Genomic DNA, 14,456 nt, shown 5'->3' on the forward strand with positions numbered 1-14,456 from the left:
TGAACGCTCAGACCTGCTCGCGCGAGGCCACTGCTGCCTTGACCCGATCGATCGCTTCGGCGATCGGCACGCCGTTGTCCTGGCGGCCGTCGCGATAACGGAACGAGACGGCGCCCTTCTCGACGTCGTCGTCCCCGGCGATCATCATGAAGGGGACCTTCTGCAACTGGGCGTTGCGGATCTTCTTCTGCATCCGATCGTCGGACTCGTCGACTTCGACACGCAGACCCGACGCCTTCATCTGCCGAGCGATGTCGTGCAGGTAGTCCACGTGCCGCTCGGCGATCGGGATGCCCTGCACCTGCACCGGAGCCAGCCAGGGCGGGAACGCGCCCGCATAGTGCTCGACCAGCACGCCGATGAAGCGCTCGATGGAGCCGAACTTCGCCGAGTGGATCATCACGGGCTGCTTGCGGGTGCCGTCCGCGGCGACGTACTCCAGGTTGAAGCGGTCCTCGGAAGGCTGGTTGAAGTCGTACTGGATGGTCGACATCTGCCAGGTGCGCCCGATCGCGTCGCGCGCTTGCACCGAGACCTTGGGGCCGTAATAGGCCGCCCCGCCCGGGTCAGGCACGAGTTCGAGACCGGACTCCTCGCAGACCTGACGCAGCACCTCGGTCGCCATCTCCCAGTCCTCGTCCGAGCCGATGAACTTGTCCGGCTTGGCGTCATCACGAGTCGAGAGTTCGAGATAGAAGTCGTCGAGGCCGAAGTCGCGGAACAGGCCGAGACAGAAGTTGAGGAGGTGCCGGATCTCGTCGGGCGCCTGCTCGGGGGTGACGTAGGAGTGCGAGTCGTCCTGGGCGAAGCCGCGGACCCGGGTCAGGCCGTGGATCACGCCGGACTTCTCGTTGCGGTAGACCGACCCGAACTCGAACAGCCGCAGCGGCAACTCACGATAGGAGCGCTGCCGAGAGCGGTAGATCAGGTTGTGCATCGGGCAGTTCATCGCCTTCAGGCGATAGGGCTGCTCGTCGACACCCAGCGGCGGGAACATCCCCTCGCCGTAATAGGGAAGGTGGCCCGAGGTGTGGAAGAGCCCCTCCTTGGCGATGTGGGGGGTGCCGACGTAGTCGAAGCCCTCCTCGATGTGCCGACGGCGTACGTAGTCCTCCATCTCACGCTTGATCACCCCGCCCTTGGGATGGAACACCGGCAGACCGGAGCCGATCTCGTCGGGGAACGAGTAGAGGTCGAGTTCGCGCCCGAGTTTTCGGTGGTCGCGGCGCTCGGCCTCTTCGATGCGGTGCAGGTGCTCCTCCAGCGCCTCCTTGGACTCCCAGGCGGTGCCGTAGACACGTTGCAGTTGCTTGTTCTTCTCGTTGCCTCGCCAGTACGCCGCCGCGGTGCGCATCAGCTTGAACGCCGGGATTCGCTTGGTGGTGGGCAGGTGCGGGCCACGGCACAGGTCGCTCCAGGCGACGTCGCCGTTGCGTCGGACGTTGTCGTAGATCGTCAGTTCGCCGCCGCCAACTTCGACGCTCGCCCCCTCGGCCGCGTCTTCGGCGCCGGCTCCTCCCTTGAGCCCGATCAACTCGATCTTGTACGGCTCGTCCTGCAGTTCGTCCAGGGCCTCGGCGTCGGTGGTGACGCGGCGCTCAAACCGCTGACCCTCCTTGATGATCTTGCGCATCGCGGTCTCGAGTTTGCCGAGGTCCTCGGGAGTGAAGGGGGTCTCGACGTCGAAGTCGTAGTAGAAGCCGTCGGTGATCGGTGGACCGATGCCGAGCTTGGCCTCCGGCCACAGTTGCTGTACGGCCTGGGCCAACACGTGGGCGGTCGAGTGCCGCAAGATGTCGCGGCCGTCCTTGCTGGCCATCTCCACCGACTCGACGACGTCACCGTCCACGAGTTCGTACGCCAGATCCTTGAGGTCGCCGTTGACGCGTGCGGCGATCACGGTGGACTGGTCGGCGTACAACTCCCACGCCTTGGTGCCCGTCTCGACGCTGCGTTCCTCGCGCTCCTCGGCGTGGGCTCGGACGACGTGGATCTGGGACACGGGTGCTCCTTGAGTTGTGGGGCGGCCCGGATACGGCCCGGGCCTCGCTGATGCGACCGATCGTATCGGCGCCCGGTCGGCGACCGCGATCCGGTTTCGCGATCGAATCGGCGGTGGGCGGTCCTCCTCTCGCCGTCGTAGGCTGGACTGCGCACCGGCCGAGAGCAACCAACGCGGATCTGCTTCGATGTAAGCCATCAACAGTGAGCGGCGCTCAGATTGAAGACGCGCTAGCTGCGGGGTGGTCCTTCGGCAGAGTCATCCTCGTGTCCCGCGCTCCCCGTGTCGGTGGTCGAGGAAATCTGTCTTCGTGGTGGATATTCGGGACGCGTCGCTCACTGCCAAGTTGCGGCGACAACTCGAGCTCTACAACTGGCGCAACCGCGAGTCTGGAAACGCTATCCAGGAACTCTGGGTCATTGCGCAATCGCAACTTCATCGGATCGACCTCTTGTGATCCGACAAACGAAAGCGCCGGGGCGCATCCCCCACGTTCTGACGGCCTGTTATTTCAAGGCTTGCGGAGGGCAACCCCGGCATACCCAAGGTTAGCAGCCACAGTCACCTTCGAACTTTCTCGCCGCGACGGCGAGGTAGGCGCGCATACGGCACCGCGCATCAATCCGTGCCGACCACACCAGGAGGCGCGATGTCCCAGCACCCTGTGTTTGGCATGCCCGCCAAGCCCGCCCAGATCACCCTCGACACCCTCCCCCAGCTCTTCGCCCACCACCGGGCACGCTTCGGCGGCTGGCAGATGCCGGCCCAAGCGAACGAGCAACCCGGCGAGCAGCCGCCCACCGGGCCTGAGCGGCCCGACGACATTCCCGCCGAGACCTGGGACGCCCTCGGCGACCCCGGCAAGCAGGCCCTGGCCCGTTGATCGCGCGCGTGCGCTGGCCGCTGAGCGTGCCTTGGCCGCCGCTCGAGCTCGTCCGGCGCCGCCGACGAAGCCGGAGCAGCCACCTACGGCCTGACTCGGCTCACGTTAGTGCGCACGTGCTCAGTTGATCTGGGCGAGGGCGTCGCGTAGGTGGGTCGGGAGTGGGTCTTCGGCTGTGACGGTGTGCTTGCCGACCTGGTTCTGGGCGGTGCGGTAGCGCCGGGCGGTGCGGACGAACCGTTTGATGGACCACCCGGTGGTGGTCTCGATACTGCGGGTCACGGCCAGCGCGGCGAACACGATGGTCAGGTGGGCCTCGATGGACTCACGCTTGTGGTGGTAGATCGGCCGCGCCTTGAGGTCGTGTTGGACATCCGGAAGCTCTTCTCGATGTGCCACAGCTGGTGGTAGGCACCGATCACGAACTCGGCGGGCTGGTCGACCAGGTTGGTGGCGCCCTTCCAGCCAGCCAGCATCCGCGTCTTCGCTTCCAGTTCGCGGTTCACGCTCTTGGTGTCGCCAGCGAGCTGGACGTAGCGGTTGCGCTTGACCGCGACTTTGCCCGCGACGGCCTTCTCGGCCTTGCCGACCGGCTCATCGATCCCGCGGAGCGTGCGGCGGGCACGGTCGGCGCGGTACTGGTAGTGGATCACCCGGTCCCGCTTCCCGCGGGCCTTCTCGGCCTGGGTGGCCGACCACGGCTGGGTCAACACCAGACCGTCGGGAACCGGCTCATCGGGATGCTTGTTGTGCCAGGCCTTCACCACGTAAGGGACATCGGGGATCCGGGCGCCGATAATGAACGAGAGCCTGGCATCCTCGAGGGCCTGCTTGGGCCGAGTTCGGCGCCGCGATCGTCGGCTTCTCGTTCTTCCAGTCCGTCGCCGTGGCCGTGCTGTCGTGGCTGATGCGGACCTGGCTCGACGCCCGCACCGACGTACTTGCGCCACCCGAGGACGAGCCGCATCACGACTGACGCCCCAAGCCGTCACCACGCCCCGCTGCCCGATTGGGTGGCGGGGCTTCTTGGCATTTCGGGGCAGGCTGTCAGCGGCTGGCAATCTGCGACACGCGCTGATGCGAGATGCCCAACAATTCACCCACGTCGCGGGTCGCCGCGTCGCGCGCCACTAACTGCGAAACCGCGTCACGCAACGCTGCGGCGGCCTGCTGCTCGGCGCTAGCAGCGGAGGCGCGCCGCTGCTCAACCTCCCTGGCGAGAGCCAAGGCATCAATGTCGCCCACGAGGACCGACCTGATCACGACCGCAACTTCCGAGAGGGGCACGTCGAGCGTCACCGCGATAAGCGAACGAGCTTGATCCTCGATCTCGCCAACACGCCTAGCCTGCGTGAGCCCGTCAATCTCGGGGACTTCGATCATCCACCATCGGCCGTCACGGGTGACGGTGACTTCATACTCCTTCATCGCTGCCCCTCCTGGCACTGATTGATCGCTTTGCGGCACTTGCGGACAACTCCGGGGGAGATCGTCCGGTGGCTGTCAGGAAGCGGGAACGTGTGCGCTCCACACGGGCACCCGTACTTGGTGTGCCGTCCGTCCGAGGTGAGGACAGACCAACCGGCCACCTTCAACTCCTTGACCATCGCCCGCGTGGGTTGCTCTGAGAGCATGACGGTAGTCTACCGCACTAGACAGTTTCAAGGCAAGTGGACTAGACGAAATACAAATGTGACCAACCGGGCGACAGTCGGTGCTCGCTGACACCCTCACCCCATGACCATCCGTGCCCTCGTGGCCGTACGCCTCGCCGCCACCCCGGGGCCCTACCCCGCGAGCCGTGAGGCCGAAGCGCGCGCCCATTACGGGCTGACCCCGACGGGGTCCACGGGCGGCCGTGGCGCTGCCGATGGAGATCGGGAGGTTGCGGAGGTTGCGGGAGAAGCGGGCGGGGGCGAGGTCACGGCGTAGCAATCTGGTAGCAATGACCGGAGAATGACCAAGGCCCTGATCTGCGCGTTCATGCAGGTCAGGGCCTTGTTTTCTGTCCGTGGGCGATACTGGGTTTGAACCAGTGACCTCTTCCGTGTCAAGGAAGCGCGCTACCGCTGCGCCAATCGCCCTCGTATTGAGCTTATCTTTCGAGGTGGGTACGGGATTTGAACCCGTGTACACGGATTTGCAGTCCGTTGCCTCGCCTCTCGGCCAACCCACCGGGAAGTGGGTCTGCCGAGACCCGCTCCGAGCGGACGACGAGGCTCGAACTCGCGACCTCAACCTTGGCAAGGTTGCGCTCTACCAACTGAGCTACGTCCGCTTGCGCTCCTCCGAGTCTCCTCGGCGGCGTGCGGAGAGAACACTAACGGATCACTTCAAGCACGCAAAAACGGGGGGCTCCCTAGAGTGTCGGCATGCGAGTGTGGGTCAACGACAGGCTGCTGATGGACGCGGACGAAGCAGCGATCCGGGTGTCCGATCATGGGTTCACCGTGGGTGACGGGGTGTTCGAAGCGCTCAAGATCGTCGACGGCCAGCCGTTCGCGCTGACCCGCCACCTGGACCGGTTGGCCACCTCTGCTGGCGCCCTCGGTCTGCCCGCCCCGGACGACACCAAGATCCGGATGGCCGTGGCTGCCGTCCTCGACGGCTTCGACGATCCGCTCGGCCGGCTTCGCATTACGTACACCGGCGGACCATCCCCGATGGGCTCGGGGCGAGGTGAAGTGGTGCCCACCCTGGTGGTCGCCGCCTCGCCGATGGCGCCGTACCCCTCGACGGCGCACGTCGTCACCGTCCCCTGGCCACGCAACGAACGCGGCGCCTTGGCCGGAGTGAAGTCCACCTCGTACGCGGAGAACGTGGTCGCCCTGGCGTACGCCGCCAAGCAAGGCGCCGGCGAGGCGATCTTCACCAATCTGGCGGGCAACGTGTGCGAGGGCACCGGTTCGAACGTCTTCTATGTAGTCGACGGCGAGTTGCGCACACCCACCTTGGCATCAGGCTGTCTTGCCGGCGTAACGCGCGCGCTCATCCTCGAGTGGTGTGGCGCCGTCGAGGTGGACGAGCCTCTCGAACACGTGGTGGCCACCGCAGAGGAAGCGTTCCTTGCCTCCACCACCCGAGACGCTCAACCGATCGCGCGCTGGGACGACCGCCACTTCGGCGATGCTGGGCCGGTCACCCGTGAGGTGCAGGAGACGTGGGCACGCCGCGAACGGCAGCACGTCGACCCCTGACGCTCAGCGGTCCAAGAGTTGCGACACCAGCGCGTCGATATCCAGGTGACCGGACTCGGCACCGAAGGGTACGAGCGCCACGGTCGCGCTCAGGAACGAATAGACCTGCGAGGCCCGTGCTTCGAGGATCAACTGGCCGTCCGGCGACGACAGTCGAATCCCGACGACCGCACTCCCCTCGCCGTCCAGACTCGGCCAGACCAAGACGTCGCCATAGCCAGTCGGATCTGTGACGCCGCGACTGAGCAAGCTCCGCGCGAACGACCATGCGACAGCCGTCGGCTCGGTCGGGAAAGCGACCGTGACCGCGTACGGATCACGGGCGTCGAACCCGAGTTCGATCTCCAGGTCGTGCTCCTGGCCCAGCCGATCGAGGCAGAACACCGAAACCACTCGGCGTACGACCGAGGCGATCGGCTGCTGGGACGAGGCCGGTCGGTCACCTAGCGGGCGGGTCATGTCAGGGGGACGCGCGAGCGGGTGCGATATGACGCCGAAGTGACGACGACATGGCCGACAGGGAATGTCAGGAACGACCCGTTATCGTGCCTGCCATGTCAGGCGCCGCCAAGCGAATCGTGCTGGAGACCCTGGGCTGGTTGCTGCTCCTGGTGGGCATTGCGGCACTGGTCCTGCCCGGGCCGGGGCTGCTCGGAATCTTCGCCGGACTGGCCCTGTTGTCGCAGCAGTACGAGTGGGCGGAGAAGCGGGTCGAACCCGTACGCCTGCGGGCGATGCGCGCCGCCGCCGAGGGCGTCGAGACCTGGCCGCGCGTGCTGATGTCGTCGCTGCTTGCCCTCGGACTCGTGGGCTGCGGGATCGTGTGGATCCTCTCTCCCCCCTCGCCCTCGTGGTGGCTCCTGTCCGAGCGGCTCTGGCTTCCCGGCGGGCTCTGGACCGGTGTCACCCAGATCGGGTCGGGGGTCATCGCTCTGGTGATGATCGTGTACGCGTTCCGTCGCTTCCACGGCCGACCCGACGCGGTCGCGGAGTTGGAGCACGACATCGAGGACAACGACGAGGAGCGCGAGCACGAACAGGAGGAACGCCAGCATCTGGGCGACAGGGACGCATAACGACCCGGATTCTCGACGCGACCGGCCAGTGCGTTAGAGTCTCGCTCGCTCGGGCGATTGGCGCAGTGGTAGCGCGCTTCGTTCACACCGAAGAGGTCACTGGTTCGAACCCAGTATCGCCCACCGACGAAATAGGGCCCCTGACCTGCGGAAACGCAGAAAATCAGGGGCCGTTCTCGTTCTCGTGGACAGCATGAGGACAAAAGTCCGGCCCCTCTCAATTCAACCGAGAGGATTTCCCCCATGAACACCACATCACCACCGGCCACCATCGAACAGGTGTTGAGCACCTTGGACGCCTTGCGTGTCAAGGCTGTCGAAGCGCTTGTAGACGTCCGCGCCGACTTGGACGCGCCGCAGCGCCGGCTTGAGCAGTTGGAGCAGGTGCACCGATGAGCGGAAGCCCCGGTCAAGCCGGTCGAGCTCAACAAGCGAAGCCCGTCAAGGTCGAGCAGCACTCCCAGTTGGACCACATCCGAACCACAACGGTCAAGAACCCGTGGGATACCCGCGGCCGCTTGAATGACATCTTCACTAATCGCTATGACCCGTGGGTACACCTCGGCTTGCGTGAGCCGTTCCGAGGAGTTCGCGTGCGCTTCAACTCCGACCTCGAGAAGGGCCGCGCGTTGGGCCTGGCCGAGTGGGGATCCCCGGCTGTGATTCACCTACTCGACTCTATGGATAGCGGCCAGATCCGCGCGACGCTTGCCCACGAGATCGTTCACCTCGAGCGCGGCGCGGTGCCGCGCAAGTGCGGTGAACTAGAGGACGCAATCTGCGACCTTGTGGCCGCTTCACGGCTCATCGACGTAGAGAAACTCAGCGGTCTGAGGAAGTTGGTCGACGGCGCGGGTGAAGACCTCGGCGCTCTGGCGGCCGGGCTGGGCGTGGATATCGACACGAGCAAATCCGCGCTCATCCTCCTGGACGCCGCTGAGGCGCGAGTGACTCAGCGGCGTCAGGCGTCGCGCGTGACTCTCGACGCCTGACGACAAGCGCGACGCGACACCGTTGCGAATCGCAACTCCAAACGCAGTCGCACGGCTGAACTTCAAGCAGCAATGGACGGCGAACCGCCCCCTGGCCTCACGGCTGGGGGGCGGTGCTTGTCTGAGGGCGGCCCAACGGGAGTTGGGGACAACGTCCCCACCGGTCAGCCCGGCGGGCCTCTACCTAGTCAGCGTCCTGGGGCAGCACATACCCGCTGAGATTGTCGACCGTCTGGTCCACGTTGAGCATCAGTCGCAGAAGATGAGCAGTCCGAGGGATGGGTACGGTGGGATTAGTTCTCCGGTCCAGAAGTCAGCCGCCAGTTCGGGCGTTGAGAGCCAGTTGAGCATCCCGACATAGGCGCCCGCTCGCGTGACCGCCAACGATTGTCGTGCTGGGTAACTGTGAGTCGTTCTTGGATTCCCACCAACTGCAGCGCGTCGCCTCTCGGGTGACGTCGGGATAGACCGTGTGCGGCGTGGCATTTTGGCGGCTCTTCTCTGGCGTTGAACCGGATGCATGTGCCTCGGGATAGTAGATGCCGTCCCCGTCAGCGACGGGCTCTAGAGTGCTTGCTCATGACTCGTGTCGAGCGCTGGGAGCGCCGCGCTGAGACTCCGCTGTTGCTTCTCGCCGTGGCGTTCCTGGTGGCGTATGCGTGGCCGGTGCTGGACCCGCGTCTTTCGCGCGATTGGCGTAACGTCCTGACAGTGTTGTCGTGGTCGGTATGGGCCGCATTCGCGCTGGACTTCGCGGTGCGCCTCTATCTCGCGGAAGGTGATCGGCGCCGGTACGCGGTGGCTCACTGGTATGACGTGGCGCTGATTGCGTTGCCGATGCTGCGGCCGTTGCGGTTGTTGCGGTTGTTGGCGTTCGCGCGTGTCCTCAATCGCAGCGCGGCCGGGTCGCTCGTCGGCCAGGTCACACCTACGTGGTGGGTGTCGCGGTCATTGCCGTCGGCCTGGGTTCGATTGCGATTCTCCATGCTGAGCAGGAGTCACCGGACGCCAACATCACCACGTTTGGTGACGCGCTTTGGTGGGCGGCCACCACCGTGACCACGGTCCGCTATGGGGACCGCTACCCGGTGACCACGAGCGGCCGTCTCGTGGCCGTGGCGCTGATGGTGGTCGGTATCTCGATGGTCGGCGCTGTCACGGCCAGTGTCGCGGCCTGGATGGTCAAGCACGTCGAACAGTCCTAGGGCCAGGTGAGAAGCGGGGGTTGGGCCGTAGGTGGCTGCTCCGGCTTCTTCGGCGGCGCGGGGCGAGCTCGAGCGGCGGCCAAGGCACGCTCAGCGGCCAGTGCACGCGCGCGCTCACGGGTGAGGGCCTGCTTGCCGGGGTCGCCCAGTACGTCCCAGGTCTCGGCTGGGATGTCATCGGGTCGCTCCGGTCCGGTGGGCGGCTGCTCGCCGGGCTGCTCGTTCGCTTGGGCAGCCATCTGCCAGCCGCCGAAGCGTGCCCGGTGGTGGGCGAAAAGCTGGGGCAGCGTGTCGAGGGTGATCTGGGCGGGCTTGGCGGGCACGCCAAACACAGGGTGCTGGGACATCGCGTCTCCTGGTGTGGTCGGCACGGGTCTGATTGCGCGGTGCCGGATGCGCGCCTACCTCGCCGTCGCGGCGAGAGAAGTCTTTACGAAATGCGAAACGCCCCGGATCTCAGATCAACGGGGCGTAGGGGGTAGGGGCAGGAGGTGGGTCAGGCTGCTGACAGGCGGCCCTGCGCAAGTAAGTCTGGGTCGACGTCAAGCTCAAGATCGTCAATCCAGAAAATCAACTGACCTAGGGCCGAATCGAAATCGCAATCGCGCAGCGAGTCCACAATGTCGAGACGGGCGTCGGCGTCAAGAAACGGGATAACTCGGGCGAAGAGCAGGTAGGCAACGTCCATCGGATTCGAGGCCACCGTTGCGTTACTCATGCCACCGGATCATAGCGGCCACTCGCGATTGCTGCCCAGGGGAAGTTGAACCGCCCCGGCATGTCCGGAGAGCTGATTCGTTGGAAGGATCACTCTCATGGCACGTCCCTCGAGGTACCCGACCGAGCTGCGTGAGCGCGCAGTGCGGATGGTGATGGAGTCCAGGCAGGACTATCCGCACGAGTCCGCCGTGATCAGGTCGGTCGCGGCGAAGCTGGGCATCACCTCTACTGAATCGCTGCGTAAGTGGCTGCGGCAGGCCGAGATCGACGGCGGTGTCCGCGTCGGCAAGTCCAGCGAGGAGATCGCTGAGATCAAGGCGTGAAGAAAGAGGTCGCCGAACTGCGGCGGGCGAACGAGATCTTGAAGAGCGCTTCGGCTTTCTTCGCGGCGGAGCTCGACCGCCCCAACAGGTTCTGATCGACTACATCGAGGACCACAAGGTGGAGTTCGGGGTCGAGCCGATCTGCCGCGTGCTCAGTGAGCACGGGATCAAGATCGCTCCGTCCACCTACTACGAGGCTCGCTCACGCCGGCCTTCCAAGCAGCAGATCCGCGACGCGGAGCTGGTCGAGATCATGGTCGCCGAGCGCAACCGGCAGAAGCTGGTCGCGCGGTTTGGTGCACGCAAGATGTGGCTGCACCTGCGCGGACGGGGCCATGACGTCGCTCGATGCACCGTCGAGCGGCTCTACCGTGAACAACGCTGGGTCGGGGCGCTACGTCTGAAGAAGTTCCGGACCACCATCGGCGACCCGGCCGCCGAGCGACCACTGGACCTGGTCGATCGGCAGTTCTGGGCGAGCAGGCCCAACCAGCTATGGGTCGCCGACTTCACATATGTCGCGACCTGGTCAGGCACTGTCTACGTCGCCTTCATCTTCGACGTCTTCAGCCGTCGGATCGTGGGCTGGCGGGCCGCCACGCGGATGACGACCGACCTGGTGCTCGACACCCTTGAGCATGCGATCTGGACCCGCCAGCAGGCCGGTGTCACCGACCTTTCCGGCCTCATCCATCACACCGATGCAGGGTCTCAATACGTCAGCTTTGCCTTCACCCAGCGCCTCGTCGACGAGGGGGTCGACCCCTCAGTCGGGTCGGTTGGCGATGCCTATGACAACGCCCTCGCCGAGTCCCAGATCGGGCTCTACAAAGCCGAACTCATACGTCCTGAAGGTCCCTGGCGCGGCGTCGAACACGTCGAACTAGAGACCCTGAACTGGGTCGACTTCTTCAACAACGAGCGCCCTCACGAGGCGCTCTCCGACCTCACGCCCATGGCGGCCGAGGAACTGCACTACGCTGCAAGAAACGAGCTCACGCCAACCGGCTGAGCCACCAAACCCAGCCTCCGGACTCGCCGGGGCGGTTCACTTGGAGTGAGGGTTGAAAAAGTCAGCGTGTGACTTGCGGGACTTCCTCTGTCAGTAACCAATGGACCCCACGAAGCCCAGGGAGCGCGAGCGCATCACGACGATCTTCAGGCGTGAGCGAACCTCGCTGAACACTGGAGGCGACAACCTCTTCGCCTAGTAACGCAAAATTCCGACCTTTGGCCATTACGTCCCAAGAATGCTGAAGAAACTCGGGCTGGAACTTCCGTTCCCGAACCCAGAGCCGTCGGGCGAATACTTCAACAGGTGTCATCGGTTCCAGTCTACCGCTCGTTGTGGGTGTGCGGTGCTGATGGACCACCGATTGCCGTGCTCCCTCCGTACGTATGCGGCTCCTTCGACGCCATTGAACGCGCCGTACAGGACAAACCCGTTACGTGTTGGGCGGCCCCAGGTCGGGTGATCTGTTATGCCGTGCACCCACTGCATGACCTCGGGGACGCCCCAGCCTTCGGGGAACTCGTCCGACTTGATGCCCAGCCCGAAGCGGTGGTAACCGTGACCACCAGGTGTGCCGTCCCCGTCGAGGAGCACTTCGGCCTGGTCCTCGGTGAAAGCGTCAATCTCGCTGCGCTTGACTGGTGGTCGCCAGCCGTTGAACTCTGGGAACTCATCTGGACCCTCGGGGCCCAGCAGACCTCGGCGTGCAGGAGGCTCGCCTCCGCGTCCGCCGCCAGCGTGACCAGCCGCAGTCGGCGGCCGACTGGATCCGCCACCAGACTTTCCCGCGTTGGCGCTCGCTCTCGCCGGAGACTTGCGGGTTGAGTTGGTGACGTACCCGTACCGCTGCAGCAGTTCGCGCGCCATGGCGGGGTCGCCGTCGTAGAGATCGTCGACTTGGTCGTAGATCGCTTGGGGTCGGAGCCGGACCTGGCCCTTGTTGGCGGTGCCCCAGGTTGAGCGGCGGCTGGTGCCGTAGCGGGTGGCTTTGACTCTTCGGCCGTCCACCCAGGCGCTGTAGGCGGTGGTCCCGCCCCGCTTGGAGGTGACACCGTGCCCGGCATTGATGACCTATCGACCCGTGAATGTCTTGTCAGCCCACGGTCGATGACCTCTCGACGCCAACCACACGTTGAAGTGCTCAAGTAGGTCGCTGGTCGACACGTGCGCGCTAGCCTCGAATACCAAGTGCTCGTCGAGGTACGCCAGCACCAGATCGTTCTCTCCGCGCCAGTCTCGCGTCTCAGCCTTCACGCTGATGGGCTGGTCGGGCATCGCTCGATCAGCGGCGTACCAGCGCTTCGCGCCCTCGACCAGCCATGCCAGCACGGCCTCGTGCTGCCCCTCGCGGCCTGCCTGTAGTCGGTCGCGCAACCTGGGGTCTCCGCAGCGCTCCCCCGCCGACTCTTCTACGCTCCCAGTCGCCTTGAAGGTGTAGGGGAAGCGCAGCAGCGCGAGCCGTCGCCAGGTGCCGTTGTCGGTCTCCTCGATGTCGGGGCGATAGTTCGTCGACAACACAAGGGCGTGCGTCGCGTCCCACTCGACCTCGTCCTGCCGGATGTAGCGAGCCCGCATCTGGGGGGTCCCGACGGCCTGCTTAAGCCGGACCGTCGAGAGGCGCCGTGCCTCCGGCGTCTCCTCAACCACGGCCAACCGGGCACCTCGGAACACCATTAGTTCCGTGGGGTGTTGGCTGGCATCGCCCATCAAAGCCCGGTGGCTGACGGTGACGTAGAACTCTCCGAGAGCACCGCGAATCCCTGCCATCAGCGTGGTCTTGCCGTTGGCGCCACCGCCGACCTGAACGACCAGCAAGTCATCTGGCGTCATGTGACCCGTCGCGGCCTGGCCCAACCGGAGTTGATACCAGTCGCGAGCATCTTCTGGCACCGCGCCAAGGGCTGCTGCCCAGTCCGGATGAGAAGCACCCGGCTTGTAATCCACCGGGGTCAGCTTGGTGAGGCGGAGATCCGGATCATGCGGAAGCAACCGGCCGGTGGCGAGGTCGACGACGCCGTTGCCGACGTTCAGAAGATCCGGGCGGCTGTCGAAGTCGCTAGGGTCCGTCAACACGCCCTCAACGCCTGTCGCCAGGCGAAACAGCGCACCGATCCGTGATGCGCTGAGTGTGCCTCGCCAGCCGTCGACATGCGCCTTGTCGCCGTTGCCCTCGGCAAGGGCCACAGCCGCGGCTGCGTGTCGTTCTAGGAGGTACTCCCGCACCGCGTCAGTGGGTTCCTTGTCCACACAAGTCAGCCAACGTCTTCCGTCCCAACGGAGCCACCCCATGCCTTTGGCCCAGAGGTATCGGCCAGCAAAGACATCTCGGGCCACGGTCTCAGATAGTCGCGCGTCCGTGAAACCATCACCCGCGCGGGCAGGGGGCGTGCCGCTGCCAGTTGGCTTAGAGAAAGCGGAGGACGCAGTAGCCTCAGCGGACGGGTTGTGCATCTGGCAGTCGGTGTCACCTGCAGCGTTGGTGATCGCCCACGCGACCACGCCCAGCCAGTCAGTGCCACCCTCGGGTTTGATACGCGAAAGCTCCACCTCGAGCGCGTCCAGGTCGGCCGCGGTGCAGCACCCTGCCCGCACCAGCTCAGCGCAGCACATCGCTGACCTGACCGCCCACGCGTGCCGCCCATTCTTGACACTCCCGGGGACCACGTCGCGCGTCTCGGCCAACATGCCAGCCACCGCGGCGCGTCCGTACTTGCAGGGGTGGGCTGGCAGTTCAGCATGTTCGGTCAGAAACTCATCCACGCTAGCCAACGGCGCCGCCGGGCGCCCTGCGTCTAGCGTCGACCGGGCACCAGCTCCAAGCAGCGCCGCAACCAAGTCTGGGTCCGGTTCGGCGCCCGCCAGTGCGGCCAAATCCAGCGGCACGCTCACTTGATAGTCGGCGTTCGGATACTTCGGCCGCCTCGAACCGGATAGGTAGACCAGCAGGCGCCCACCGCCTTGGGGGGTGCCCCCCGCGTAGTCGCCGACATGACCAGCCAAGGTGGTTAGCGGTGAGATCTTGGCCAACCCCGTCGACGGGACGAAG

The 14,456-nt window shown here is 65.4% G+C and carries 16 protein-coding genes, 4 tRNA genes, 2 pseudogenes and 1 other annotated feature; of the genes and pseudogenes, 10 read left to right on the forward strand and 12 right to left on the reverse strand.

Annotated features, from left to right (window positions below; all coding sequences use genetic code 11):
• Positions 1 to 7: 7 nt before the first annotated feature.
• Positions 8 to 2,002, reverse strand: coding sequence for a threonine--tRNA ligase (thrS, locus tag V9G04_08775; protein MEI2713378.1), 1,995 nt, complete (start codon positions 2,000 to 2,002; stop codon positions 8 to 10).
• A 649-nt stretch (positions 2,003 to 2,651) separates the two neighbouring features.
• On the opposite strand from thrS, the gene V9G04_08780 reads away from it, so the two are divergent.
• Entirely contained in the window at positions 2,652 to 2,885 is a 234-nt protein-coding gene (locus tag V9G04_08780; GenBank protein MEI2713379.1) for a hypothetical protein, read from the forward strand.
• Between the two features lie 120 nt (positions 2,886 to 3,005).
• Here the strand turns inward: V9G04_08780 and V9G04_08785 are convergent.
• The 3 genes and pseudogenes from V9G04_08785 to V9G04_08795 form a co-directional block, all read right to left on the reverse strand.
• Positions 3,006 to 3,715 (reverse strand): annotated as a pseudogene (locus V9G04_08785) (IS1634 family transposase).
• Between the two features lie 217 nt (positions 3,716 to 3,932).
• Positions 3,933 to 4,268, reverse strand: a complete 336-nt coding sequence (locus V9G04_08790; protein ID MEI2713380.1) for a hypothetical protein — start codon at positions 4,266 to 4,268, stop codon at positions 3,933 to 3,935.
• 41 nt (positions 4,269 to 4,309) lie between these two features.
• Positions 4,310 to 4,519: a hypothetical protein gene (locus V9G04_08795; GenBank protein ID MEI2713381.1), complete on the reverse strand. Its 210-nt coding sequence runs from the start codon at positions 4,517 to 4,519 to the stop codon at positions 4,310 to 4,312.
• A gap of 103 nt (positions 4,520 to 4,622) precedes the next feature.
• On the opposite strand from V9G04_08795, the gene V9G04_08800 reads away from it, so the two are divergent.
• Positions 4,623 to 4,817, forward strand: coding sequence for a hypothetical protein (locus tag V9G04_08800; GenBank protein ID MEI2713382.1), 195 nt, complete (start codon positions 4,623 to 4,625; stop codon positions 4,815 to 4,817).
• An 80-nt stretch (positions 4,818 to 4,897) separates the two neighbouring features.
• Here the strand turns inward: V9G04_08800 and V9G04_08805 are convergent.
• The 3 genes from V9G04_08805 to V9G04_08815 form a co-directional block, all read right to left on the reverse strand.
• A tRNA-Val gene (locus V9G04_08805) sits at positions 4,898 to 4,969 on the reverse strand.
• Between the two features lie 21 nt (positions 4,970 to 4,990).
• Positions 4,991 to 5,061, reverse strand: a tRNA-Cys gene (locus V9G04_08810).
• A gap of 29 nt (positions 5,062 to 5,090) precedes the next feature.
• A tRNA-Gly gene (locus tag V9G04_08815) sits at positions 5,091 to 5,163 on the reverse strand.
• A 94-nt stretch (positions 5,164 to 5,257) separates the two neighbouring features.
• Here V9G04_08815 and V9G04_08820 point away from each other — a divergent pair.
• Positions 5,258 to 6,082: an aminotransferase class IV gene (locus tag V9G04_08820; GenBank protein MEI2713383.1), complete on the forward strand. Its 825-nt coding sequence runs from the start codon at positions 5,258 to 5,260 to the stop codon at positions 6,080 to 6,082.
• Positions 6,083 to 6,085: 3 nt separating this feature from the next.
• On the opposite strand, the gene V9G04_08825 is transcribed toward V9G04_08820, so the two are convergent.
• Entirely contained in the window at positions 6,086 to 6,541 is a 456-nt protein-coding gene (locus tag V9G04_08825) for an SsgA family sporulation/cell division regulator (GenBank protein ID MEI2713384.1), read from the reverse strand.
• Between the two features lie 95 nt (positions 6,542 to 6,636).
• Between V9G04_08825 and V9G04_08830 the strand changes: the two genes are divergently transcribed.
• The 6 genes from V9G04_08830 to V9G04_08855 all read left to right on the forward strand — a co-directional run bounded on the left by V9G04_08830 (position 6,637) and on the right by V9G04_08855 (position 9,355).
• Positions 6,637 to 7,158, forward strand: coding sequence for a PGPGW domain-containing protein (locus tag V9G04_08830; GenBank protein MEI2713385.1), 522 nt, complete (start codon positions 6,637 to 6,639; stop codon positions 7,156 to 7,158).
• A gap of 51 nt (positions 7,159 to 7,209) precedes the next feature.
• Positions 7,210 to 7,281 (forward strand) — tRNA-Val (locus V9G04_08835).
• 120 nt (positions 7,282 to 7,401) lie between these two features.
• Positions 7,402 to 7,554, forward strand: coding sequence for a hypothetical protein (locus V9G04_08840; GenBank protein MEI2713386.1), 153 nt, complete (start codon positions 7,402 to 7,404; stop codon positions 7,552 to 7,554).
• Positions 7,551 to 8,150, forward strand: coding sequence for a hypothetical protein (locus tag V9G04_08845; GenBank protein MEI2713387.1), 600 nt, complete (start codon positions 7,551 to 7,553; stop codon positions 8,148 to 8,150). Before V9G04_08840 ends, V9G04_08845 begins: the two co-directional genes overlap by 4 nt.
• A 579-nt stretch (positions 8,151 to 8,729) precedes the next feature.
• Positions 8,730 to 9,209 carry a hypothetical protein gene (locus V9G04_08850; protein ID MEI2713388.1) on the forward strand — a complete coding sequence of 160 codons (480 nt, stop codon included), beginning with the start codon at positions 8,730 to 8,732 and terminating at the stop codon, positions 9,207 to 9,209.
• On the forward strand, positions 9,128 to 9,355 hold the full coding sequence (locus V9G04_08855; protein ID MEI2713389.1) for a potassium channel family protein: 228 nt from the start codon (positions 9,128 to 9,130) through the stop codon (positions 9,353 to 9,355). The genes V9G04_08850 and V9G04_08855 overlap by 82 nt, the downstream gene beginning before the upstream one ends.
• On the opposite strand, the gene V9G04_08860 is transcribed toward V9G04_08855, so the two are convergent.
• Positions 9,352 to 9,702 carry a hypothetical protein gene (locus tag V9G04_08860; protein MEI2713390.1) on the reverse strand — a complete coding sequence of 117 codons (351 nt, stop codon included), beginning with the start codon at positions 9,700 to 9,702 and terminating at the stop codon, positions 9,352 to 9,354. The genes V9G04_08855 and V9G04_08860 overlap by 4 nt on opposite strands.
• A 149-nt stretch (positions 9,703 to 9,851) precedes the next feature.
• The gene (locus V9G04_08865; GenBank protein MEI2713391.1) at positions 9,852 to 10,073 is read right to left on the reverse strand and encodes a hypothetical protein; all 222 of its coding nucleotides are present in this window, start codon (positions 10,071 to 10,073) and stop codon (positions 9,852 to 9,854) included.
• Between the two features lie 97 nt (positions 10,074 to 10,170).
• Here V9G04_08865 and V9G04_08870 point away from each other — a divergent pair.
• Positions 10,171 to 11,410 (forward strand): annotated as a pseudogene (locus V9G04_08870) (IS3 family transposase).
• Positions 10,451 to 10,579 (forward strand) — a sequence feature (AL1L pseudoknot). Its footprint overlaps the pseudogene before it by 129 nt.
• A 309-nt stretch (positions 11,411 to 11,719) precedes the next feature.
• On the opposite strand, the gene V9G04_08875 reads toward V9G04_08870, so the two are convergent.
• Together V9G04_08875 and V9G04_08880 are read right to left on the reverse strand one after the other, a co-directional pair.
• Positions 11,720 to 12,418 (reverse strand): hypothetical protein, encoded by a 699-nt coding sequence (locus tag V9G04_08875; GenBank protein MEI2713392.1) that lies wholly within the window; start codon positions 12,416 to 12,418, stop codon positions 11,720 to 11,722.
• Between the two features lie 63 nt (positions 12,419 to 12,481).
• Entirely contained in the window at positions 12,482 to 14,095 is a 1,614-nt protein-coding gene (locus V9G04_08880; GenBank protein MEI2713393.1) for a phage/plasmid primase, P4 family, read from the reverse strand.
• Between the last annotated feature and the right edge of the window lie 361 nt (positions 14,096 to 14,456).

Source organism: Nocardioides sp., assembly GCA_037045645.1.
Lineage (GTDB): Bacteria > Actinomycetota > Actinomycetes > Propionibacteriales > Nocardioidaceae > Nocardioides.

Coding starts and splice junctions, on each gene's coding strand:
- V9G04_08825 (MEI2713384.1), bottom strand. CDS start 6,541: ATGACCCGCCCGCTAGGTGACCGACCGGCCTCGTCCCAGCAGCCGATC.
- V9G04_08820 (MEI2713383.1), top strand. CDS start 5,258: ATGCGAGTGTGGGTCAACGACAGGCTGCTGATGGACGCGGACGAAGCA.
- V9G04_08845 (MEI2713387.1), top strand. CDS start 7,551: ATGAGCGGAAGCCCCGGTCAAGCCGGTCGAGCTCAACAAGCGAAGCCC.
- V9G04_08865 (MEI2713391.1), bottom strand. CDS start 10,073: ATGAGTAACGCAACGGTGGCCTCGAATCCGATGGACGTTGCCTACCTG.
- V9G04_08860 (MEI2713390.1), bottom strand. CDS start 9,702: ATGTCCCAGCACCCTGTGTTTGGCGTGCCCGCCAAGCCCGCCCAGATC.
- V9G04_08800 (MEI2713382.1), top strand. CDS start 4,623: ATGACCATCCGTGCCCTCGTGGCCGTACGCCTCGCCGCCACCCCGGGG.
- V9G04_08830 (MEI2713385.1), top strand. CDS start 6,637: ATGTCAGGCGCCGCCAAGCGAATCGTGCTGGAGACCCTGGGCTGGTTG.
- V9G04_08880 (MEI2713393.1), bottom strand. CDS start 14,095: ATGTTGGCCGAGACGCGCGACGTGGTCCCCGGGAGTGTCAAGAATGGG.
- V9G04_08795 (MEI2713381.1), bottom strand. CDS start 4,519: ATGCTCTCAGAGCAACCCACGCGGGCGATGGTCAAGGAGTTGAAGGTG.
- V9G04_08780 (MEI2713379.1), top strand. CDS start 2,652: ATGTCCCAGCACCCTGTGTTTGGCATGCCCGCCAAGCCCGCCCAGATC.
- V9G04_08790 (MEI2713380.1), bottom strand. CDS start 4,268: ATGATCGAAGTCCCCGAGATTGACGGGCTCACGCAGGCTAGGCGTGTT.
- V9G04_08840 (MEI2713386.1), top strand. CDS start 7,402: ATGAACACCACATCACCACCGGCCACCATCGAACAGGTGTTGAGCACC.
- V9G04_08850 (MEI2713388.1), top strand. CDS start 8,730: ATGACTCGTGTCGAGCGCTGGGAGCGCCGCGCTGAGACTCCGCTGTTG.